General features: G+C 60.9%; 18 protein-coding genes and 1 pseudogene. 11 read left to right on the plus strand and 8 right to left on the minus strand.

Annotated elements, in window-relative coordinates:
• Positions 1–9 precede the first annotated feature (9 nt).
• On the plus strand, positions 10–900 hold the full coding sequence (locus tag J5J09_RS18345; RefSeq protein ID WP_208553685.1) for a dihydrodipicolinate synthase family protein: 891 nt from the start codon (positions 10–12) through the stop codon (positions 898–900).
• A gap of 40 nt (positions 901–940) precedes the next feature.
• Here the strand turns inward: J5J09_RS18345 and J5J09_RS18350 are convergent, their stop codons facing one another.
• The 3 genes from J5J09_RS18350 to J5J09_RS18360 all read right to left on the minus strand — a co-directional run bounded on the left by J5J09_RS18350 (position 941) and on the right by J5J09_RS18360 (position 4,449).
• A complete protein-coding gene (locus tag J5J09_RS18350; protein ID WP_246746014.1) occupies positions 941–1,765 on the minus strand; it encodes a cobalamin-dependent protein in 825 nt (274 codons plus the stop codon).
• Between the two features lie 207 nt (positions 1,766–1,972).
• A complete protein-coding gene (locus J5J09_RS18355; RefSeq protein WP_208553686.1) occupies positions 1,973–3,880 on the minus strand; it encodes a 1-deoxy-D-xylulose-5-phosphate synthase in 1,908 nt (635 codons plus the stop codon).
• A 179-nt stretch (positions 3,881–4,059) separates the two neighbouring features.
• Positions 4,060–4,449, minus strand: a complete 390-nt coding sequence (locus tag J5J09_RS18360) for a cytochrome c family protein (RefSeq protein WP_208553687.1) — start codon at positions 4,447–4,449, stop codon at positions 4,060–4,062.
• A 163-nt stretch (positions 4,450–4,612) separates the two neighbouring features.
• On the opposite strand from J5J09_RS18360, the gene J5J09_RS18365 reads away from it, so the two are divergent.
• Complete coding sequence (locus J5J09_RS18365; protein WP_208553688.1) at positions 4,613–5,074, plus strand: TspO/MBR family protein; 462 nt, start codon at positions 4,613–4,615, stop codon at positions 5,072–5,074.
• Positions 5,075–5,322: 248 nt separating this feature from the next.
• On the opposite strand, the gene J5J09_RS18370 is transcribed toward J5J09_RS18365, so the two are convergent.
• The 5 genes and pseudogenes from J5J09_RS18370 to J5J09_RS18390 form a co-directional block, all read right to left on the minus strand.
• Complete coding sequence (locus J5J09_RS18370) at positions 5,323–6,519, minus strand: geranylgeranyl diphosphate reductase (protein WP_246746041.1); 1,197 nt, start codon at positions 6,517–6,519, stop codon at positions 5,323–5,325.
• A gap of 129 nt (positions 6,520–6,648) precedes the next feature.
• Positions 6,649–7,941, minus strand: a pseudogene (locus J5J09_RS18375) (BCD family MFS transporter); the annotation flags it as partial.
• 11 nt (positions 7,942–7,952) lie between these two features.
• Entirely contained in the window at positions 7,953–8,873 is a 921-nt protein-coding gene (chlG, locus tag J5J09_RS18380) for a chlorophyll synthase ChlG (protein WP_208553689.1), read from the minus strand.
• Positions 8,874–8,989: 116 nt separating this feature from the next.
• Positions 8,990–10,426, minus strand: coding sequence for a transcriptional regulator PpsR (gene ppsR / locus J5J09_RS18385; protein ID WP_208553690.1), 1,437 nt, complete (start codon positions 10,424–10,426; stop codon positions 8,990–8,992).
• Positions 10,423–11,205, minus strand: a complete 783-nt coding sequence (locus J5J09_RS18390; protein WP_208553691.1) for a cobalamin-binding protein — start codon at positions 11,203–11,205, stop codon at positions 10,423–10,425. Before J5J09_RS18390 ends, ppsR begins: the two co-directional genes overlap by 4 nt.
• Before the next feature lie 396 nt (positions 11,206–11,601).
• Between J5J09_RS18390 and bchF the strand changes: the two genes are divergently transcribed.
• The 9 genes from bchF to puhB are packed head-to-tail and all read left to right on the plus strand — an operon-like array spanning position 11,602 to position 23,305.
• Positions 11,602–12,138 (plus strand): 2-vinyl bacteriochlorophyllide hydratase, encoded by a 537-nt coding sequence (gene bchF / locus J5J09_RS18395; protein ID WP_208553692.1) that lies wholly within the window; start codon positions 11,602–11,604, stop codon positions 12,136–12,138.
• Positions 12,135–13,436 (plus strand): ferredoxin:protochlorophyllide reductase (ATP-dependent) subunit N, encoded by a 1,302-nt coding sequence (locus J5J09_RS18400; protein WP_208553693.1) that lies wholly within the window; start codon positions 12,135–12,137, stop codon positions 13,434–13,436. The genes bchF and J5J09_RS18400 overlap by 4 nt, the downstream gene beginning before the upstream one ends.
• Positions 13,433–14,983: a ferredoxin:protochlorophyllide reductase (ATP-dependent) subunit B gene (gene bchB, locus J5J09_RS18405; RefSeq protein WP_208553694.1), complete on the plus strand. Its 1,551-nt coding sequence runs from the start codon at positions 13,433–13,435 to the stop codon at positions 14,981–14,983. The genes J5J09_RS18400 and bchB overlap by 4 nt, the downstream gene beginning before the upstream one ends.
• A complete protein-coding gene (locus J5J09_RS18410; protein WP_208553695.1) occupies positions 14,955–18,728 on the plus strand; it encodes a magnesium chelatase subunit H in 3,774 nt (1,257 codons plus the stop codon). Before bchB ends, J5J09_RS18410 begins: the two co-directional genes overlap by 29 nt.
• Positions 18,725–19,654, plus strand: coding sequence for a ferredoxin:protochlorophyllide reductase (ATP-dependent) iron-sulfur ATP-binding protein (gene bchL, locus J5J09_RS18415; protein WP_246746015.1), 930 nt, complete (start codon positions 18,725–18,727; stop codon positions 19,652–19,654). The genes J5J09_RS18410 and bchL overlap by 4 nt, the downstream gene beginning before the upstream one ends.
• A gap of 7 nt (positions 19,655–19,661) precedes the next feature.
• A complete protein-coding gene (bchM, locus tag J5J09_RS18420) occupies positions 19,662–20,378 on the plus strand; it encodes a magnesium protoporphyrin IX methyltransferase (protein WP_208553696.1) in 717 nt (238 codons plus the stop codon).
• Positions 20,375–21,817 (plus strand): BCD family MFS transporter, encoded by a 1,443-nt coding sequence (locus J5J09_RS18425; RefSeq protein WP_208553697.1) that lies wholly within the window; start codon positions 20,375–20,377, stop codon positions 21,815–21,817. The genes bchM and J5J09_RS18425 overlap by 4 nt, the downstream gene beginning before the upstream one ends.
• A gap of 34 nt (positions 21,818–21,851) precedes the next feature.
• Positions 21,852–22,637, plus strand: a complete 786-nt coding sequence (gene puhA / locus J5J09_RS18430) for a photosynthetic reaction center subunit H (RefSeq protein ID WP_208553698.1) — start codon at positions 21,852–21,854, stop codon at positions 22,635–22,637.
• Positions 22,634–23,305, plus strand: a complete 672-nt coding sequence (gene puhB, locus J5J09_RS18435; protein WP_208553699.1) for a photosynthetic complex putative assembly protein PuhB — start codon at positions 22,634–22,636, stop codon at positions 23,303–23,305. Before puhA ends, puhB begins: the two co-directional genes overlap by 4 nt.
• Positions 23,306–23,314 lie beyond the last annotated feature (9 nt).

Here is a 23,314-nt window from a genome sequence, read left to right on the forward strand (position 1 = left end):
GAACATCACATGTCGAAAAAGGCCTTCGTCGCGCTTGTTACCTGCTTCAACGAGGACGAGACGATCAACTACGAGGCGACGCGCGCGCAGGTCCGCCGTCAGGTCGCGGCCGGCAACAACATCATGTGCGCCGGCACCAACGGTGACTTCACCGCGCTGACTTTCGAGGAGAAGGTGAAGCTGGCGGAGGCTGTGGTCGACGAAGTCGGCGGCAAGGTCGACGTGATCGTCAATGCCGGCATGCCGGCGACGTTCGAGACGGTCAAGCTCGCCCGTGAGTTCGACCGGATTGGCGTAACCGCAATTGCCGTCATCACGCCCTTCTTCATCGCTTGCACACAGGACGGTCTCATACGGCATTTCTCGACGGTTGCGGATGCCGTGAAAACGCCGATCTATCTCTACGATATTCCCGCCCGCACGCAGAATCACATCGAGCCGGAAACGGCCCGCAAGCTCGCCGCCCACGGCAATATCGCCGGCATCAAGGATTCCGGTGGGGCGAAGGAAACGTTGGAGGCCTATCTCGCTGTTTCGCGCGAAATGCCCGGATTTCATGTCTACTCCGGCCCCGACCACCTGGTGCTCTGGGCGCTGCAGAATGGAGCGGCCGGCTGCATCTCCGGTCTCGGCAATGCCCTTCCGGATGTCGTGGCTGGCATTCTCAAAGGATACAACAGCGGTGATATACCGGAAGCCGAGCGGCAGCAGGCGATCTTTACGGCGTTCCGCACGGATCTTTATGCGCTCGGCTTCGCACCGGCCATGGTCAAGCGGGCACTTTATCTTCAGGATGTATCAGTAGGTGCAAGTCGCCAGCCCGCCCTGTTGCCTGATCCGGAGCAGGATGCCAGGATTGGCGGTATCCTGCGTCGCTACGGTCTGGTTCCGGTGGTGTGAACGGGTCGCTGGCCTCCCGCTGTCAGTCAGGAGGCCCATTCTAGACGTGGCTTGCAAGCTGCATGACATCCAGCGCCGAACGCGTGACGAAGTCGGCGCCAATACGATTGAAGGCCTTAGGAGAGGCAATTACCGCCGGACCGCCTACAGCGATCTTCATGTTACGGGTTGGGCGACTTGTCTGTACCCGGTGGATCGCTTCGGAACATTCCAGGACTTCGTCAACGCGGCCGACTGAAATGCCAAGAAGATTGTACGGCCTGTTCGATAGCCGCATGTAAAGACTGTCGCCGATCTCGAGGTCGGAGCCGCCGTCGACCGTCCAGCCCATATCGCGGAAGCATGACGCAACGATCGATATACCGATCGTGTGCATGGCGCCCGATGTCCTTGCCAACAGGACACGTCTGTTCTCCTTGGCATCGACCGGCGGATTGATGCCGAGATGGGAGACGTGGTTCACAATCATGCTCAGCCGGGTAGATGCCACCGCGACCTGCATGAAATCGGCTTCGTCGGTGCACCACAGATCACCCAGGCGAGCTGCGACCGGTGCAAACAGGTGGACTGCGAGAGTTGGAACCGGAATCGACGCCTGGAGAAGCTCCTCAATGAAGCTTCTTTGATTGCGGGGGTCAGCGTCGACCAGACAGTTCAACAGGCTGTCGCGATAATCGAGCGCCCGCTCGGTGCCCGGCATCTGCCGGGCAACAGGGTGAAGCTCCGGATTCATGATCAGATCGTGCTCGTGGACGATAGCAACATCACGAGCCCCCGCAGACAGCTCCGCGTGGTTGGAACCAACCTTGTTCGGCACCGAACGACGTATCGCTTTCTCAAGCAAGTTGTGGTCGCTCGAACTCAACTGGGCTCCGGTCCCAGCGCCCGCCGACGACTCAGATCGCCCGTCAGCTTTTTCGCTCAGGGACCGCTTTGGGTCTGCTGTTTCTTTATCGGCCATGTCCCCCTCCCGAAGATAGGCCTAAGGAGCTTTGCCCCTTGTATGACGAACATACTGCATCGTGACGTTTCCGCAAATTCTTTAATATCTGCGGGTGCGCCTAACCGGCTCCTATCGATCCTCCGGTCGTTGTAGCGCCGAAAGGCCCTTCTGCTTTCCACCAAGACCATGGCGTCCATGGCCATGGCGCGCCCTTGGCCGTGGTAATGTTGAAAGAACCAACTGCTCTATGTGACGTGAGGTCAAGCCGGCAGCGTCGTACATTTGTTCGGGCGAGCCCTGGGCGATGAAGATGTCGGGGAGCGTCATGGTGCGTACGCCACACCGACCGTCCAACATTCCTCTGCCTGCGAGATGATGAAGAACGAGCGACCCAAACCCGCCTGTCGCCCCTTCCTCGATCGTGATCAGCAGGTGATGATTTGAACACAGGTCTTCTATAAGCTCGGTGTCGAGCGGTTTGGCAAAGCGCGCGTCGGCTACGGTGGCCGAAATGCCGTGCGCAGCCAATGTCCGGCGAGCGGAAAGACAGTGCGACAGGCGCGTTCCGAACGACAGGAGGGCTACCGTTGTTCCATGTTCGACGATCCGCCCCTTGCCGATCGGGAGGACTACGCCGCGTGGCGGCAAGGCTATGCCAGCGCCTTCGCCGCGCGGATAACGAAATGCGATCGGTCCTTTGTCGTGCGCGGCAGCGGTCGCGATCATATGCACCAGTTCGGCCTCGTCGCTCGCTGCCATCACCGTGAAACCCGGAAGGTTCGCGAGATAGCCTATATCGAACGAACCGGCATGCGTGGGGCCGTCAGCGCCGACCAGGCCCGCCCGGTCTATCGCGAAACGGACGGGGAGGCCCTGCAGCGCCACATCATGGACAATCTGGTCATAGGCCCTTTGCAGGAATGTCGAGTAGATCGCACAGAATGGCTTCAGGCCGCTCGCGGCCAGGCCGGCTGAGAAGGTGACTGCGTGCTGTTCGGCTATTCCCACATCGAAGGAGCGATCAGGGAATACACGCGAGAAAACGTCTATGCCGGTGCCTGCCGCCATCGCTGCGGTAATTGCAACGATACGCGGGTCGCGTTCGGCTTCGGCAACCAGCGCCGTCGCGAAGACCTTTGTGAATGTCGGCGCCTTGGCGACACCCTTTTCCTGGATGCCCGTCGCGATATCGAACCGATTGACGCCGTGGTATTTGTCCTCGGCAGCTTCGGCGTGGACATATCCCGCGCCCTTCCTGGTCACAGCGTGCACGAGGATCGGACCCTGGCCGTCATTCTTCAGGTGGCGCAGCGTTGCAAGCAGACCCTTCAGATCGTGACCGTCAATGGGTCCGTGATAGGTGAAGCCCATCTGCTCGAAGAGGTTCGACACGCTACCGTCGAGATATTCAGTTGCGTCTTCAAGCCGCCCTGAAAGTTTAGCAAGGTGCGAGGACAGCGCTCCGGTCGGAGGGGAGATGGACATGGCGTTGTCGTTGAGGATGACGAAGACCCGTTTCCCCAACGCGCCCGCATTGTTGATCGCCTCGAACGCCATGCCGGCTGACATAGCGCCATCGCCGATCACGCATACCACGTCACCCACATCCGCTCCCAGGTCGCGGCCGACGGCGAAACCGAGGCCGGCGGAGATGGACGTCGACGAATGGGCGGCGCCGAATGTGTCGTAGATGCTCTCGGCGCGGCGCGTGAAACCTGAAGGCCCGTCCTGTTTGCGCAGCGTGCGCATTCTTTCGCGTCGGCCGGTCAAGACCTTATGCGGATAGCATTGATGACTGACGTCCCAGATCAGCTTGTCGCGGGGTGTGTCGAACACCGTGTGAATGGCGATGGTGAGTTCGACCACGCCAAGGCTTGATCCTAGATGACCGCCTGTCTGCGACACAATGCTCAAGGTTTCGGATCGGAGTTCATCGGCCAGATGGACGAGTTCGTCGTCACTCATCGCCCGGAGATCGGATGGATCGCGTATGCCATCGAGAATCGGGGTTGCGACCGACGCGGATATCAAGCCCATGTTTTCCTCCCGCCCTGACGCTTCCCGGTTGTCGCTGCCGGGCTGTCGAATCTATCGACCTGCACCCAGGTGTCGGGAATGGAAAGTCATCTTCCGGCAAATCGGGCGATGTGTAAACTTTTTTTTACACATCGCCCGATCTGTATTATCACGGGTCAAGCTCTTGGCCTTGACCAAGCTCATTGCGGCTCGCTGAACTGCTTCAGGTAGGCAATCACGTCGGCGACCTCCTTGTCGGTCTTCAGGCCGGCAAATGCCATCTTGGTCCCCTTCACGAGGCCGCGCGGGTCGGGCAGATACGCGGTCAGGAGTGCCTCATCCCAAACCTTGCCGGCGCCGAAATCGACCATGGCCTTGGAATACTTGAAGCCCTCCACGGTGCCGGGCTGCCGGCCGATCACGCCCTTCAGAGACGGGCCGACCTTGGCCTTGTCGGTGTCCACGTTGTGACAGGCCATACATTTGTTGAAGACAGTCTTGCCGGCGGCGGCGTCTCCCTCCTGGGCAAGAGTGAGTGTCGGCGCCAATACAACGGCCATGCTGAATGCGAATGCGAAAAACTTCGACATTGGTTACCTCCCGTAACGAAGCTGCGGATAAAGAAGTAGGGCCGCCGAACGGGCGATCAAGAATGTGTTCGAGCACACTGTGCAACGATCTTGTTCCGGCGACGTTGCGCAATAGCCGACGATGTGTAGTGTCGGGCGTCGTTCCCAATCACAGGAGCAGGTCATGGCCGCTGTCGCCTTTATCGTCATTGTTCTTATCGCGGCCTCGAGTGGCGCGGTGTTCAAGCCGGGCCAATGGTACGAAACCTTGCGCAAGCCATCCTGGACGCCGCCAAAATGGGCGTTCCCGGTGGTATGGTCGCTTCTCTACGCTGGCATCGCCTATGCCGGTTGGAGTGTATGGACGCTGGCGGACTGGTCTCTGCCGCTCGCTTTCTGGTGCGCTCAGATCGTGTTCAATGCCATGTGGTCCTGGCTGTTCTTTGGACTTCGCCGTATGGATCTGGCGCTTGCCGATATCGCGCTGCTGTGGATCTCCATCCTCGGGTTCATCATGACCGCGTGGCCGGTTTCCGTCATCAGCGCAATTTTGTTTATTCCCTACATTGCCTGGGTCAGCACCGCTGGCATGTTGAATTACTCCGTGTTGCGGCTGAACACGCAGCCGATCGATGGGCGTGCGTGACAGGATATCGAGGCCGTGCGCGACAAGCGACCCGGCGAGCAAAATGAGTATCGCGCGCGGATCATCGCCACGCAGAGCCAGCCCAACGGCCAGTAGCAGGAAGGTTCCCGAACAGGCGTTGGCGGCGAGAGAGCGGAAGCGACGCCCTGGCTCATGGGAGAGCCATGACAGCACGAGGGTTTCAGCCCACAGGATCGCGACCGCGATCGCGCTGATCCAGCCCGAGGCGAGTAACTCGGTCAACAGTTTCATTGTTGACCCGCCGTGATGCCGAGCAACTGGCCGAGATCCTTGAAAAACACCCTGACATGGGCAAGCGGGTCGCGCCGTACGATCTTCTTGTTGATGTAGGATTCCCAGGTCAACCGCTGGACATCTGGGTCCGCGCACATGGCAACAAATTTTTCCCGCAGCCGGTCACTGCGGTACCAGACCGCTTGCATGATGCCGAGGATCAGGAAAACCCGTCCGTGCGCTCGCATGAAGATGCGGCGGGCCTGCCGCAGGGAAGATGCCTTGCCGGTCCTCAGACAGGTATCGACCGCGTCGGCGCAGAGTTTACCGCACACCATGGCGTAGTGGATGCCTTCGCCCGATGACGGCGCGACCGTCCCGGCCGCGTCTCCGGCCAGAACAACATTTCGGCCATTGTCCCAGCGCCGCATCGGTTTGAGCGGCAGCGGTGCGCCTTCTCGGCGGATGGTCCGGCAACTAGCCAGGCCTGCCGCTCGCCGCAAATCCGCCGTCGCCTGCCGCAGGTTATGACCCTTGACAGCCGAACCGCAGCCGACCGACATCGTGGTGCCGTGCGGAAAGACCCAGCCGTAGAAGTCCGGAGAAATCCGTCCGTCATAGAACACATCGCATTGATCGGTGGCGCAGGGGGTTGTCTCCGTTTCCAGCGGGCTTTCAAGGATTTCGTGATAGGCAAACACATAGGGAGGACGTTTTGCGCGCGGAAACATCAGTCGCCTGACGGCCGAATTTGCGCCGTCCGCGCCGATCAACATTCGGGCGCGAAGTTGCAAATTCTGTGACGATGCATCACCGTCGTTCTGCGAAAATGTCATTTGCAACGTGCCATCTTTGCCGTCTTCGACCGAGATGAGCTTTCCATTTAACCGTCTCGCACCGGCATGTTCGGCTCGTTCACGCAGATAAGGGTCGAACGTGGCGCGATCCACCATTCCGACAAAGCCGATATTGCCGATCCGCATCTCGACTACTCGTCCCGAGGGTGCAATCACGCGCGCTGCATTTGCCTTCGCCACCAACATGTCTTCGGAAATGCCAAAGTCCTTGAGGGTTCTCGACGGAATGGCGCCGCCGCATGGTTTGATGCGGTTGCCGGGATCGACGAGAAGAACACTGCGGCCAACCGTGGCAAGTCTTTCCGCGGCGATTGCGCCGCTTGGACCACCGCCGATCACGGCGACGTCGAACATTTCCGGAAATATCGGTTCTGCCGGACTCTGTTGGTTTCGACGAATTTGCGTTTCCATTCGGTCACTCCGCCGGCTGCAGTAAGGGTGAGCAGGATCGGTCGATGCCGACCGGTTGCCGATAGCCAATGCGAGGCCCGCCGACGCCATGAAAAGGATCGCTTCGAAACCGAATACCGTTGCGAAGGCATGTCCGTCTGTCATCGCGAGACCGCGACCGAGGTCCAAGGCAAAACTTCCGAACAGGCCGCCAAGACCAAATGCAAGGGCCTGAGCCGCGCCCCAGACACCGATCCGCATCCCCGCATTGGCGTGCGCGCCGGCTGCGGCAAGCGACATCATCGTGCCAATGGCAGCGACTGAAAACATACCATTGGCGAGGCCGAGCAAAAACACATTGTAGGGTAGCGGCCAGTTCGTCGCGATTGTTGCGGCGATACAGAGAAATGCAAGCGCGCCGGCAGAGCCCAGACAGCCGATGATGATGAAGAGCCTCGGGAGATTGGCAACTCGTTTGCCAAACACAATGCCTGCCAGACCGAAGGCTGCCATGCCAAGAAGGACGCCCCCATGCTGTAGTCCCGAGAGTTGGGTCGACTGGCCCGGTGTCATGCCGAAGAGCAGGCCGGCAAACGGTTCGAGAATGAGGTCCTGCGTCGAGAAGGCGAACATCGACAGAAAGATGAACAGGGTTAGTATCCGCGCTTGTCGATCGCCCCACACGTCGCGCAGGCTGTCACGGAAGCGCTGGGGCGGCATGGACTGATCCGGAGCGGCTGCCACTATCGGTTTTTGTTCGATGCCTCTGACCGCAAGCCAGGCGACAAATAACGCGATGATTCCCGTCGCGGCAGTCACCGTCACCAGCCGGCCATGGGAATAGGGCTCCAAAGCTATTCCGGTGGCGATCGAAGTGACGATGATACCAAAGATCATCATCATCCAGGTGATCGTTGCCGCCGCCGCGCGACGTTCGGTCGCCGTGCGGGTTGCGAGAAGCGCGAGCAGGGAGGTGCCGCTTGCCCCGATGCCCATGCCGATCATCACATATGCGAGGACGGCGATCACAAAACCCAGGTTTGGATGCTCAGCAAAGAGGTAGGTTGTCGACGAAGCGAGGGTGCCTGCGAGTGCCAATGTGCCCAAGCCAGCGAGAATCCAGACCGTGCGCGAGCCGCCGGTGTCGGACCGGTGCCCCCAAATCGGACGGCTTAGCTGTACCGCGTAGTGTATGCCGACGAGTAAGCCCGGCACGACAGCCGCGAGACCGAGTTCTACGATCATGACACGGTTCAGCGTCGAGTTGGTCAACACCACGATCGATGCAAGGGCTGCCTGTACGATACCAAGGCGTCCAATATCGATCCAGCTCAACCCTGACCGTATCGCTTTGTTCGCTTCGATTGCCGGTCGAGGGTGAGACATCGGAGAGTCCTTCAACCCAGGGAATTGACGAGTGCGAGATGGCGGAGACCGAACGCCGCCACCATCATGCCGCTGACGTAGAGGCCCACTCCGATCGACGAGTACCAGACGGCGCGTCCGACGGGATCGCGAAGGAAGCGGATCATGCACACGACCTGGATCGCCAGAAGGAGACAGAGGCCCGCGGCGTGGTAGGCAAGGTTCTGATGTGCCAGCAAGCCGATCACGCCGATCTGCGGCAGTGCCATGACAATGCAGGCGATCAAGGCTGCATTTCTGGCTCCATGCAGAACCGGAAGTGTGGCGATGTTCATTTCCCGGTCGCCGCGCATGGACTTGAAGTCGTTGAGTGTCAGGATGCCGTGGGCGCCGAGACCGTAAAGCAGGGCAATCGCAAGATTGTCAGCATCCGGAACAAGGCCGGTCATCGCGGTGGTCGCCGTAATCCAGGGAAGTGTTTCGTAGCTCAGGCCTACAACCCCGTTGCCGATCCAGCCGTTCTGCTTGAAGCGGAAAGGCGGTGCGCTGTAGGCCCATGCGAAGACGAGGCCGATCAGGGATGCGATGAGCACAAAAGGGCCAAGCAGCGCCGCGACAAGCGCCGACAATATCGACATCAGAATGGCGATGTACAGACCCCAGCGACCCGGCATGCGTCCCGATGGGATGACGCGGTGCGGCTCGTTGATCGCATCGACATGACGATCGAACCAGTCGTTGACAGCCTGGCTTGTACCGCACAACAGCGGGCCGGCGAGAACGATGCCGGCCACAGCCGCAACGGCGGCTGATCCGAAGCCCTGTCCGGATGCAATCGCCCCACAAGCATAGGCCCACATCGGGGGAAACCATGTGATCGGCTTCAGCAATGCGATCACCGCCGGAAAGCTCGGCCAGTCGTGATGCTGAGTCTCTGCGCGGGTGATCTCCATGTTCCGAATGCTAGGCCCGCTCCTCGCCATGTGTCAACAAAAATTGACACTCCGTTGACGACGCGCGACGTCCCGCGATGAAATTCCGCCGGAAACCTTCGGTGATTTGTCTGGGTTCAGTTTGCCGGACGGTAGTCTTCGAGCCCGTGACGGCGGAGCTTTATGTAAAGGCTCTGGCGGGAAAGGCCGAGAATCTCCGCGGCGGACGCGCGGTTGTTGTTCGTCTGATCCAGGGCGGCCTCGATGCAGATCTTTTCGATCACGTCGAGGGATTCTCTCATCAGTTCCTTCAGCGGAACTTTTCCGACGAGGTTGGCAAAACCATCCGCCTGTTCGGGGGCGCCGGGTGACGGAATCGACAATCGCTCGCCTGCGTTTGCTTGGGCAACGATGACCATTTGCGTCTGGCTGGTATCGGGATTACGCCGCGCTGAAATTAGCACCGGACGTTCTCCGGCCAGATTGTCGGTCAGCGTGGATGAAAAGCCTCGCACGTTCTGTTCTTCCGCAAGGCGGGAATAAAGCACATGGATGTCCAGCGACGACTTGGAGAACCAGGTCGCGATATTGCGTCCCAATACCTGCGCCAGCGATGGGGCGTGAACGAGATCGAGGAAAATCGCGTTGGCTGCAACCACTTGTCCCTGACCATTGGTCTGCACGGCGGCCTCCGGAAATCCCGAAAGGTCCACCGTCGTCGGCTCCATCTTCTCGATATGCTGACGCCGGGTTTCGGCCACATCCGCTGTAGACCAGGCTGAGACGATAAGGTTGGTAACGCCGTTCTCCCTGTAGGAGCGCAAGGTCAATGAGACCGGCTCGCCATTCGCCGTCTTCAGCGTGTCGAGTTGCACCGGGTCGGGGCTGTGGCGTGCTTCTGCGATCGCGTCGCTCAGCAGATCGCGGTCCTGCTTTCTAAAGAGGTCGCGGAAGGGTTTGCTGACCATGCTTGCGTTGCCGGTGCCCAGCAGCGCGATCGCCGCGGCATTGGCATCCAGGACGCTCTTTCGCTCGCCGTCGATCATCAGGTGAGCGATACTGGAAACCCGGAAGGCCGTGCGGTAGCGGGCTTCGGCCTCCTGGAGCTCCCGGTAGTCCGCCTCCAGTGCCATCTGCGTTTCGACCAGCCGCTGCTGGTCGCGCATCTGCTGGCGCAGGTCGCGCCCGACCACCAGTGTGTAGGGGAAATCATCCGAGGAGAAGGCGGAGTAGACAACCGGCAGGTCCGGCCTGCCGTCGCAACTGTGATTGACCTGGTAGCCGCGCGAATGCCGCTCCTGGTCGAGACCCGATAGCATTGAGTCGATCTTCGGCACGGATTCAATGGTGACGATATCCTGCAGGCGTCGCCCGACCGATGTCGCCAAGCCGCAACTTCCAATTTCCGGATCGGATAGATGAATGCTCGCGACCTTGCCGGTTTTGTCGACCAACATCACGATGTCGGCGCCAAGTCCGACGAGGGCACCGATGGATTCGATGTCGAGAGATTTCAGCAGGCTGACTGCTATCTCGAACCCAAGTGTCGCGTTCTTGCCGTTGAGAGGCTTCATCGCGTCAGCCAATCGATTCCACTGGCATTTACAGCAGTCCTCCGAGGCGATCCTGTTGCCTGCCGGCCGATCGCTTCCAACTCGTAGAACCTTTCGCAGATTCTAGCGGCGGAGTAAACGCTGTCACAAATGCAGTCAATCCCCAAACTGACAAGAAAATCAACGGAATCCAGCGCCGCAATGCCTCCGGCGATGATCGGCGGCCGACGATCTCTTTGGGTGGATCGGACGGCAGCCACAAGATCATGGAACTCGCTGCGCAGGCGTTGGTTGCTCCATCCGATGCAGACAATATCTGCATGGTCGAGCGCTGATCGCAGCCTCGGACTCCTCAGGTCCGCGCCTTCCACGATTCGTGTCGACCATCCCATCGCATCAAACAGCAGGCCCAGGAGATACGGCATCAGCGTATGCTGTTCTCCGTAGGGTGTTGCCAGCACCACGAAGGGAAGGTTGGCGTCTCCGTGCAGGCTTCGGAATTCAAAGGATAGTAGCCTGATGATATCCTGCAGGCGCGCGACCGCGACTGTCACGTCGACAAAGTCGCAATCATCCCCTTCCCACCGCCGCCCCAGCTCCCGTGTCACCGCCTCTATGAACAGAACTTTGGCGAAATCGGGCTGGTCGGCAGGAAGTTCCGTTCGCAAAAAATCCAGCAGGATCGGAGTGCGAACCCCCGGGCTGGTGACAAGTGGGCAAAACGCATCGATAGCACGAGCGTAGCGGCTGTCGTGCTCCAGTCCCATGTCGTACCGCGCTGCCAGTCTGTCGGCGGTCATAGGCGCCACCGTTCCCTGAATGAAGCTCTGTAGCGTTTCCCGTTCGCGCGTCAGTAAGTACCCTGCCAAACCTAGCCGGGCAAGTGATCCGTTGGATGTAGGTTTGCTCACTGCGGCCGATGCTGACGGCAGTGGACATGCTGTGTCGTCGCTTAAGGTCGTGTCCATAGTGCCCGCGCGGAACGCCTCCCTCACCGAGCCTGACATATGTGGCGCGCGGTGCTGACGTGGCGAGGCCATGATGCACATGTGCGAGCCTCTATAGCATGCCGGGTCAATGCGATTATGTAAATAAAAATTTACGTCAATCTAGGTTGACACTCTTGCGATCGCGAGACTACTCTTTCACATCCCGATGAGCCCTGCGGGACGACTCCGGGAGAAGGAACGAACGTAATGGGCAATATCTACCAGCCGACCACAGGTAACGTCCTCTACACAAGTGAAGAGCGCACTCGACGCGATCGTAGCGTCTGGACCAAAGTCCAGGCCGTGCTTGCGCCGGTTCAGTTCCTCGTCTTCTTGGTCAGTCTGGCCCTTATTCTCAACTACCTCGCGACAGGCGCCGGGCAATCGGTGGCTGAATTCTCCGTCGTGGCCAAAACACTTACCCTCTATGCGATCATGGTGACTGGCTCGATCTGGGAGAAGGAAGTCTTTGGTCGGTATCTCTTCGCTCGACCGTTCTTCTGGGAAGACGTCTTTTCGATCGTCGTTCTGGTCCTGCATACTTTGTATCTCGTTGCGTTGTATCAGGGCGCACTCACCGGCGGGCAATTGATGGCTCTCGCGCTGGCCGCCTACGCGACCTACGTCATCAACGCCGCGCAGTTCGTGTGGAAGCTGCGGATGGCGCGGCGGGAGGCTGCTTCGCTGCGAACCATCGGAGTTGGCGACGTCCGACGCCTTCCTGTTGCCGGGAGTGCGTCATGAACCGGCCCCTGCCATCGGCCTGCGCGACCCCTGCGACCATCCGCGAACGAGGCCAGCATGAGGTTTTCTGCGGCCTCACGTCCATCATATGGCTGCATCGCAAAGTGCAGGACGCATTCTTCCTGGTGGTCGGATCCCGCACGTGTGCACATCTCATTCAGTCGGCGGCAGGCGTCATGATCTTCGCCGAGCCCAGATTCGCGACCGCCATCATGGAGGAACGCGATCTCGCCGGCATGGCCGACATGCATGATGAACTGGACCAGGTCGTTGCCCGCCTGCTGGAGCGCAGGCCCGATATAAGAATGCTGGTGCTTGTCGGATCCTGCCCGTCGGAGGTGATCAAATTTGATCTGGTTCGGGCCGCCAGCCGACTCAATGCGCAGCACGCACCGCGCCACCGCGTGATCGCCTACTCCGGTAGCGGAATTGAGACGACATTCACACAGGGTGAGGATAATTTTCTGGCGTCGCTTGTCGAAGACCAGAAATTGCAGACGACAGATCGTCCGGCCGCCAAGCTGGTCGTCGCGGGTTCTCTTGCCGATGTCGTCGAGGATCAGTTTTCCCGGATTTTTTCGGAATTAGGCCTGCCGGATGTTGTCTTCCTGCCGGGACGTCACGCGACCGATGGCTTTGCGATCGGAACTGAGACCCACTACGTCCTCGCGCAACCGTATCTTGGCGCAACCGCGGCCGCACTGGAGTCTTGCGGCGCCAAGCGTATCGACGCGATTTTTCCGCTTGGCGGGGAAGGCACGACCGCCTGGCTTTGGGCCGTCGCCTCTGCCTTCGGTGTCGCCCGTGCGCATTTCGATAAGGTGATCGCACAGCCTCGCAAACGCGCCCGGCAAGCTATCGCGCACTACCGTCCGACGCTGGAGGGATCGAGGATTTTCCTGTTTCCCGATTCCCAGCTTGAGCCGTCGCTTGCCCGGTTTCTGCATAGCGAACTCGGGGCGGAGATCGTCGAGGTCGGCAGTCCTTATCTCCACCGGGAGCATGTCGCCGGGGAACTGGCCCTGCTCCCGCCCGGTGTTTCGATCTCGGAAGGCCAGGATGTCGACATCCAGATCGATCGTTGCCGTGCGGCTGAACCTGATCTGATCGTCTGCGGGCTCGGACTTGCCAATCCGTTTGAGGCCGAGGGACGGACCACCAAATGGTCGATTGAGTTCGCGTTCACGCCGATACAGGGGTACGAGCAGGCTGGAGACCTCGCGGAACTTTTCGCCCGTCCCCTCATACGCAGCCAGCTCCTCGCTGGCCGGGCCGCTTTCCCGGAGGCGGCGCAATGAAGCTCTCGATGTGGACCTACGAGGGACCTCCCCATGTTGGTGCGATGCGGATCGCGGCCTCCATGACCGGCGTCCACTACGTTCTGCATGCGCCGCAGGGGGATACCTACGCCGACCTGTTGTTCACGATGATCGAGCGCCGCCAGTCCCGTCCGCCGGTGACATACACAACGTTCCAGGCGCGTGACCTCTCGGGGTCCACGGCCGACATCTTCAAGGCCGCGTGTCGTGACGCGGTGGCCCGGTTCCAACCGGAGGCCCTTCTGGTGGGTGCCTCCTGTACGGCAGAATTGCTGCAGGACGATCCGGCTGGACTGGCGAGAACCCTGGACGTGCCGGTGCCGGTGGTACCGCTCGAATTGCCGTCCTACCAGAAGAAGGAACACTGGGGCGCCGCAGAGACCTTCTATCGGCTCGTTCGTGCCTTTGCCGGGCAAGTCGCACGGCCGAAGGATATTGCCGCGAACACTTGCAACATTCTCGGCCCGACCTCGCTTGGGTTCCGTTGCAGGGACGATGTTACCGAGATCGTGCGGCTGCTCGCGAGCGAGGGACTGGACGTTCGCGTCGTCGCGCCGCTGGGCGCCAGTCCGGCCGACCTTGCAAGGCTGCCTGAGGCCGCGTTCAACATCGTGCTATATCCGGAAATCGCCGACACCGCCGCGCGCTGGCTGAAGAAGCAACACGGCATGCCGTTCGTCTGCACCGTGCCGATCGGCGTCGGTGCGACCGAGGCATTTCTGGCGGAGGTTCGGGACCTGGCGGATATTCGCCCGAAGGTGGTAGCGGGTGAGGGGAGTTCCGGCCGAGACCGACTCACTTGGTATGCCCGTTCGGTGGACAGCAACTACCTCACCAACAAACGCGTTTTCATCTTTGGTGATGCTACGCACGCGATCGCGGCGGCGCGCATCGCGTCCGAAGAGCTGGGCTTCCGCGTCTGCGGTCTCGGCACCTATATGCGCGAATTCGCTCGCGACGTCCGCGAAGCGGCGGAAAAGTACGGGGTCGACCCGCTGATCAGCGATGATCACCTGGAGGTCGAGGCTGCGATTGTGGCTGCGCGTCCCGAACTGGTGCTCGGCACGCAGATGGAGCGTCACATCGCAAAGCGCCTGCGTGTTCCCTGTGCGGTGATTTCGGCGCCGGTCCATGTTCAGGATTTTCCCGCCCGCTATTCGCCGCAGATGGGTTTCGAAGGCGCGAACGTGATCTTCGACAACTGGGTTCATCCGCTGATGATGGGGCTCGAGGAGCATCTGCTGCAGATGTTTCTCGACGATTTCGAATTCAACGACGGCGCCTCTGCCTCGCATCTCCATTCGCATGCGCCAGCTGAGGCCATCGCCCCGGAAGAGACATTACAGCCTGAAACCGCCGACGAACGTCAGGTCTGGACCATCGATGCCGAGAGGGAGCTGAAGAAGGTCCCCTTCTTCGTTCGCGGAAAGGCACGACGCAATACCGAACTCTTTGCCGAGAGCAAAGGCATCCGCCCCATCACCGTGGAGACGCTGTATGACGCGAAAGCCCATTTCGCCCGCTGACAGCACCCCGGTTCGGGTGGTGCTGGTAACGCTCGACAACCATATCGCGGCTGCGGTCGATGACGCCCGCCGCGTGCTCGCTCGCGAGTTGCCGGGACTGACGATGTCCGTCCATGCAGCAACCGACTGGAACGACAATCCTGAAAGTCTCACAGCATGCCGCGCCGCGATCCTGTCGGGCGACATCATCATCGTCTCGATGATCTTCGTCGAAGAGCATGTGAACGCCATTGCCGACGTGCTTGAAGCGCGCCATCGTGAATGCGATGCAATGGTCTGCTGCATGTCGGCCGGCACCATCATGAAATACACGACGATGGGCCGTTTCCGCATGAGCGAGGAGCAGAAGGGTCCGCTTGCGCTCCTGAAGAAATTGCGCGGCTCCAGTTCGCGAAATGGCCGGGACAGCGGAAAGACCGCCGGCGAGCGGCAGCTCGCCATGCTTCGGCGCTTGCCGCAATTGCTGCGCTTTATCCCGGGAACCGCCCAGGATGTGCGCAACTACTTCCTGACCCTCCAGTATCGGATCGCAGCTTCCGATGAAAATATCGCCAACATGGTCCGGTTGCTGGTTGGCAAATATGCCAGAGGCGACCGTCGGGCTCTGCAGGGTAAGATCGCCATTGGAGATCCGGTCGAGTACCCCGATGTCGGGCTCTACCATCCGCGCCTGAAGCCACGTGTCACAACGCAGCTGAAAACCTTGCCGCAAGCGGCAGGATCGCGCGGCACAATCGGCTTTCTCCTGCTTCGGACGTACATCCTCTCCGGCGATACCGGTCATTACGACCGCGTTATCTCGGCGCTCGAAACGCGCGGCTTCTCGGTTGTCCCGGTCTTCTGCAGCGGGCTCGATATGCGCTCGGCGATCTCCCGTTACATGGATCCGGCAGAGGGCGGACTGAAGGTCGATGCGCTCTGCTCGCTGACCGGCTTCTCACTTGTGGGCGGGCCGGCCTACAGCGATGCCAGTGCGGCCGCCCGCACGCTTGAGCATCTCGACGTGCCTTACGTCTCCGCCTTCGTGACGGAATTCCAGTCCAAGGAAGGCTGGCAGTCGTCATCGCAAGGGCTGACGCCGATCGAGACGACGCTGATGGTGGCCATCCCGGAACTTGATGGTGCTACCGGTTCCATGGTCATCGGTGGGCGTTCCGACTGCGGCGGCAAGGCGAAAGCCTGCATCTGCGCCCGCGAGCTTGGCGAATGCCCGTCGGGCCGGGCCTGCATGCAGCCGGATGACGAACGCGTCAACCTGCTGGCGGATCGACTGGCTGCGCTGGTCGACCTGCGTCGCAGCACGCGCCGGGAGCGCCGGGTTGCCATTACGATCTTCAACTATCCGCCAAACAGCGGTAGCATAGGCACCGCGGCATTCCTGTCCGTGTTCGAAAGCCTCCACCAGACCATGCTGCGTCTTTCGTCGGAGGGCTATGACGTCTCCGTGCCGGACACACCCGATCTGTTGCGGGAGATGATTCTGGAAGGGAACTCCGCGCTCTACGGCGCCGAGGCCAATGTTCACGCCGTCATTCCCGCGGACGATCACATCCGTCGCGAACGTCATCTGGGCGAGATCGAGGCGCACTGGGGCATGGCGCCCGGTCGCGTCCTCAGCAATGGCCGTGGCCTCTTCGTCCTTGGTCGCCAGTTCGGAAATGTGTTTGTCGGCATTCAGCCACCCTTCGGCTATGAGGGTGATCCGATGCGGCTGCTGTTTGAGGGTGGGTTCGCGCCGAACCACGCCTTTGCCGCCTACTACAGCTATCTGCGCGAGGTTTTCCGCGCCGACGCCGTTCTGCATTTCGGAACGCATGGTGCGCTGGAATTCATGCCCGGCAAGCAAACGGGTCTCTCCGGCACGTGCTGGCCGGATCGAATCCTTGGAGCCTTGCCGAATTTCTATTTCTATGCGGCCAATAACCCGTCCGAGGGGTCGATTGCCAAACGCCGCTCCGCTGCAACATTGATTTCGTATCTGACGCCGCCGATCACCCAGGCCGGGCTCTACAAGGGTCTGAGCGAACTCAAGGCGAGCCTGGATCGCTATCGCTTGACGCAGCCAGAGTGTGTCGCTGAGCGCGAACGGTTGGTCGCACTCATCCGGATACAGGCCCAGCAACTCGATCTTCTGCCAAAAGGGGTTGGCGACAGCGATTCCGACTTCGTTCGCGACCTTGCCGGTGCGGTGACGGAACTCGAATACGCTTTGATCCCGCATGGCCTGCATGTCGCCGGCAAAGCAATGTCGCGCCAGGAACGGCTTGAGTTGCTCTGTCACGTCGCTGCCGGGATGGACGATGCGCGTTCGTTTGCGGAAAACGCTACTCTTATGGCTGCGCTTGTCGACGGCGACCTAAAGGCTGTAGCGACCGCAGTTCCGGGGGCAACCGAGAGCCAGCAAGCGGCCATCTCTATGCTATCGGACATGAATACAGGCCTCATGGAAAATTGCGAACTGGACGGCATCCTCAGGGCGCTGGATGGACGATTCGTCTCGCCATCGCCGTCCGGCGATCTGTTGCGCACGCCCGAACTTCTGCCGACCGGCCGAAATATCCATGGGTTTGACCCCTTCGGCATACCGAGTGCCTTCGCCGTGCAGGACGGCGAGCGGCAGGCGGCGCGGGTGCTGGAACGCTACATGAAGATCGACGGGCGCCTGCCGGAGACCGTGGCTATCGTGCTCTGGGGCACGGACAATCTCAAGACCGGCGGCGCCCCGCTGGCCCAGGCCATGGCGCTTATGGGCGCGCGGCCCAGGCTCGATTCCTACAATCGCGTTTGCGGTGCCGTGCTCATTCCGCTTGAGGAACTGAAGCGCCCCCGCATCGATGCGGTGATGACGCTCTCTGGAATTTTCCGCGACCTGCTGCCGATCCAGGCAAGCATGCTGGCCGAGGCCAGCTATCTCGCGGCCGTCGCTGACGAGCCGGTGGAGATGAACTTCATCCGCAAACACGCGCTCGCCTATTGCGAAAGTCATGGCTGCGACATCGAGGCGGCAGCCTATCGGGTCTTTTCGAACGCTGACGGTGCCTATGGCGCCAACGTCAACATGCTGATCGGATCGTCGTCCTGGACGGATGACCAGGAGATCGCGGAAACCTATACCAACCGGAAGAGCTTCGCGATCAACCGCAAGGGCAAGACGAGCAATCAAGCCGAGGTTCTCGATGCCATGCTCGGTGAGGTCGACATGGCCTACCAGAACCTCGACTCGATCGAGATCGGGGTGACCACCATCGAAAACTATTTCGATACGCTGGGCGGTCTTACCAAAGCCGTCAATCGCGCCAAGGGCGGCGCTTCTTTGCCCGTGTTCATTTCGGACCAGACCCAGGGCGAGGGCAAGGTGCGCACCTTGGGCGAGCAGGTCGCGCTCGAAACCAGGACGCGGACACTCAATCCGAAATGGTTCGAAGGCATGCTGAAGCATGGCTATGAAGGCGTGCGGAACATCGAGACACAGGTGACCAACACGCTTGGCTGGTCCGCGACGGTGGGCGATGTCGATCCTTGGGTCTACCAGCAGATGACCGAGACCTTCATGCTGGATCCGGCAATGCGCGACCGGCTCTCGACACTCAATCCCGCCTCAACGTCGCGGCTCGCCGCCCGTCTGATGGAGGCGCACGAACGCAATTACTGGCAGCCCGACGCAGAAACCCTCGCCGCCCTCAAGCTGGCCGGTGAGGAACTGGAAGACCGTCTGGAAGGCCTATTCAGGGAGGCTGCCCAATGAATATCTTTACCCATGCCAAGACAGCGGAACGCGAGGCGCGCCTCGCCGAAAAGCTGCGTGAACGGGCTGATGGAGAAGGAAGTGTTCAGGTCCATCTCGACCCGACCATGGAAATCGACGGTGCAAAGGTCTTCGCCGTCTACGGCAAGGGCGGCATCGGCAAGTCGACCACATCCTCCAACCTTTCGGTGGCGTTCTCCAAGATCGGCAAGCGGGTGCTGCAGATCGGCTGCGACCCCAAGCATGACTCCACGTTCACGTTGACCAAGAGCCTGATCCCCACTGTCATTGACGTGCTCGAGACCGTGAATTTCCACACCGAGGAGATGCGGCCTGAGGACTACATGGTCGAAGGCTATAACGGCGTGCAGTGTATCGAGGCGGGCGGGCCGCCGGCCGGGACAGGGTGCGGTGGCTATGTTGTCGGCCAGACCGTCAAGCTGCTGAAAGAACACCACCTTCTTGACGATACCGATGTCGTGATCTTCGACGTTCTCGGCGACGTCGTCTGCGGCGGGTTTGCTTCACCGCTGCAGCATGCCGAACGCGCCGTGGTCGTGGCTGCAAACGACTTCGATTCCATCTTTGCGATGAACCGGATCGTGGCGGCGATCAAGGCCAAGGCGAAGAACTATGATGTGCGCCTCGGAGGCGTCATTGCAAACCGTTCGCGCGAGACGGACCAGATCGACCGCTACAACGAGGCGATCGGCCTGAAACGTCTGGCTCATATCCCGGATAGCGATCAGGTCCGTCTCAGCCGGTTGAAAAAGAGCACGCTGTTCGAAATGGGCGACAGCCCGGAGATCGTGGCGATGCAGAATGAATACCTGCAACTGGCCGAGCGGCTCTGGGCGGGTACGCCGGCGCTCGAGGCCGAACCGATGAAGGACCGGGAAATTTTCGAATTTCTCGGTTTCGAGTGAGGTTCCGATGAGCCAGACAGAGTACATGAGGCGGACCGGTGAAATCGAACATTACTTCGATCGCACGGCGCTCGATGCGTGGAAGAGGTTGACCGGGGACCAGCCTGTCAGCGGAATTCGCGCGACGGTTCGCAAGGGTCGCGACGCGATGCGCGCAACGCTGGTCAGCTGGTTGCCGCAGGATCTTTCCGGCTGGCGCATCCTCGATGCCGGCTGCGGATCCGGTGTGCTTTCGATGGAGCTCATGGACCGGGGCGCCGACGTGCTCGGGATTGATCTCTCAGCGCAGATGGTCGCGTTTGCCCGGCAGCGTGCCCTTGATCGCCATCCTTCGGGCAACCGCCCAACTGGCTCGGTTCGCTTTGAAAGTGGCGACATGCTCGATGCGCGCCACGGACATTTCGATGCGATCGTGGCGATGGATGTCCTCATCCACTACCAGCCTGCGGATGCGATGCGCGTGCTCGAAAAGATGGCATCGCGCACATCGCGCAAGCTCGTCTTTACCCTTGCTCCCGGCTCCCGCTTCCTTCGCACCATGCTTGCAGCAGGTCGCGTCTTTCCGCGCGGCAATCGTTCGCCCTCGATCTATCCTGTGGATGCCCGGGCGCTGGTCAGCAATCTCGTGGCAAAGCCGGCGATGTCCTCGTGGTCGGTCGGTCGCTTCGAACGGATTGCCGTCGGTTTCTACACCTCCCAGGCCATGGAGGTAAGCAACTCATGAGGATCAGCGCTGCAAACCGCAAGATGATCGGGCTCTGGCAGAAGCTGGGGACGCGGTTCATGCCGTTTGCGGATGCGGCCAGCATTGACATGCCGCTGTCGCGTCTTCTGCGGCTGTCGCTTTTCCAGATCTCCGTGGGCTTCGTTCTGGTGCTGCTCAATGGCACGCTGAACCGCGTTCTGATCGTCGAGCTCGGAGTGCGGGTGGATCTGGTGGCGGCGGTCATTGCCATTCCGGTGCTGGCGGCTCCGCTTCGGCTCTTTTTCGGCTACCGTTCGGACACATACAGGTCCGTGCTGGGCTGGCGGCGCGTCCCCTATGTATGGCTGGGAAGCCTGCTGCAGTTCGGTGGCCTTGCGATCATGCCTTTCGCGCTCCTGCTTCTGCAGTCGCAGACGGTGGGACCCGAGTGGGCGGGTGCCGTAGGCGCCTGTCTCGCCTTCCTGCTCACAGGGTTTGGCATGCACATGTCGCAGACGGCGGGTCTTGCGCTCGCCAGCGATCTCGTTCCGGCGGACAAGCGGCCGCGTGTGGTTGCCTTGCTTTATGTCATGCTGCTTTTCGGCATGATCGGGGCCTCGGCTTTCTACAGCGTCGCGCTTTCGGACTTCTCCGCCAAGCATCTCATTCAGGTGATCCAGGGGACCGCCGTTTTCACGATCGCCCTCAATGTGGTTGCGATCTGGAAGCAGGAGGCCCGCAACCCAAAACTGACAACGGTCGACCGTGCGTCTGTCGTCGGCTTCCTTGCCGCTCTCGAAACCTATCGCCGCGATCCCGGCACGATGCGCCTGCTGCTCGCCGTCGCGGTCGGCTCGGCCGCCTTTTCGATGCAGGATGTTCTGCTGGAACCCTATGGCGGGGAAATCCTCGGCATGTCCGTCGATCGTACCACGTCGCTGACCGGACTGTGGGCGACGGGTGCCATGATCGGTTTCGCTTGGGCCGCGCACAGCTTGCAACGTGGCGGAGACATGTACCGGATCGCAGCACGCGGACTTTTGATCGGCATCGCCGCGTTCTCGGCGGTTATTCTCGCCGAACCGCTGGAGATGCACGGCCTGTTCTATGCCGGGGCGGGAGGCATCGGCCTCGGTGGCGGATTGTTCGCCGTCGGCACGATGCTGGGCGCCATGGCGATCTCCGGGCGCTCCGACAGCGGTGTCGTCGTCGGCGCCTGGAGTGCCGCGCAAGCAACCGCGATTGGTTGTAGTCTGGTCGTTGCGGGCGTTCTCAAGAACGGCATCAATACGCTGGCTCTCAACGGAAGCCTTGGAGAGGCCATGGTCAGTAGGGCTTCCGGATATATCGTCGTCTATTCGTTCGAAATCATTCTTCTGTTCGCCTGCCTTGCGGTGATCGGTCCTCTTACGGGACCTCGTTACCGAGGCAACGACCAGGAGGAGATGCGCTTTGGTCTGGCGGAGTTGCCCGGCTGATCGCCGGCACGCGCCACAAATTGGAGGGACAAACATGATCGGATCTCTCGGAGGCAATCTCGATGTAGCCCAGGTGGTGCTCTACGCCTTCTGGATCTTCTTCGCCGGCCTCATCTGGTATCTGAGGCAGGAAGACCGTCGCGAGGGTTATCCCCTCGAGGAGGACGTCACGGGGCGTTTCAACAAAAGTCCCTTCCTGTTCGTCCCTCCCAAGAAGACCTTCGTCTTGCCGCACGGGCAGGGGACGAAACAGGTGCCCGATTTCGTGCGCGATACGCGGCCGCTCGCCGCCAGGCGCGTCGCTCCGGCCGCGGGCTATCCGATCGAGCCAGTCGGCAACCCTCTTCTGGCGGGCGTCGGGCCGGGATCGTGGGCCGAACGTGCAGAAAAGCCCGACATGACGGCTCATGGCGATGCGCGCATCGTGCCATTGCGCGTGGCGGAGGGATTTGCGATCGCCGAAGGGGAAACCGATCCCCGTGGACTGGCGGTTGTCGCATGCGACCGCCGGCAGGCGGGAACGGTGACGGACGTCTGGGTCGACCGGTCGGAACATCTGATCCGATACTATGAAGTCCAGACCGGCACCGGGGAGGGCGCCCGCACGGTGCTTGTGCCAAACAATTTCGTCGTGGTCCAGGGCGCCAGGGGCGGGGGCCGCCAACTCTACCTGCATGCGATAACCTCCGACCAATTCGCGGATGTGCCAGCAACGGCCAAGCCCGATACCATTACCCTGCGCGAGGAAGACCAGGTCGCCGCGTATTATGGCGCCGGCCTGCTTTACGCTTTGCGTGAACGGCAGGAGTCGGTGCTGTGAAACAGTTCGTCACACGCGAGCACGAGATCGAGCCCGTACCCGGCCTCCCGGGCGAACTGCCGGAGGGCGAACAAATCCTCTGGCAGGGCCTGCCCTCGGCGGGGCTCGTGGCACGCCATGGCCTGAAGAGCCGCTGGATCGGCGCCTATTTCCTGATCCTCGCCGTCTGGGCCGCGGCATCGGGACTTTCCGATGGCCAGCCAATCGGCGGGATCGTCTTTTCCGTTGCCGTGTTGACGATGCTGGCAGCAATCGTGCTTGGCATGATCGAGTTCTTCGCCTGGGCAGTGGAGCGGACGACGCTTTACACGATCACGAACGAGCGCGTCGTCATGCGCTTTGGCGTGGCGCTGTCCATGAGCCTCAACCTGCCTTTCAACCAAATCAACGCGGTCTCGCTCGGGAAGCTCGGCGGCAAGGCGGGTACGATCGCGATCGGGCTTCGTCCCGGCCAGCGTCTGTCCTGGCTTGTGCAATGGCCGCATGTCCGGGGGTGGCGTTTCGCGGCTCCGGAACCGAGCCTGATCTGCCTGCCGGATGCCGATGCCGTCTGCGACATTCTCGCGGTTGCCTATGCCCGCTATGCCAGTGCTCATTCGGGACATCCTCGGCTTGTCGTCACCAACGAACCGATCGAAGCGAGCGGTCACGTCGCGGCGGCGGAATAGGGAGAACGA

It is taken from the genome of Ciceribacter sp. L1K22 (genome assembly GCF_017599385.1).
In the GTDB taxonomy this organism is placed as follows: domain Bacteria; phylum Pseudomonadota; class Alphaproteobacteria; order Rhizobiales; family Rhizobiaceae; genus Allorhizobium.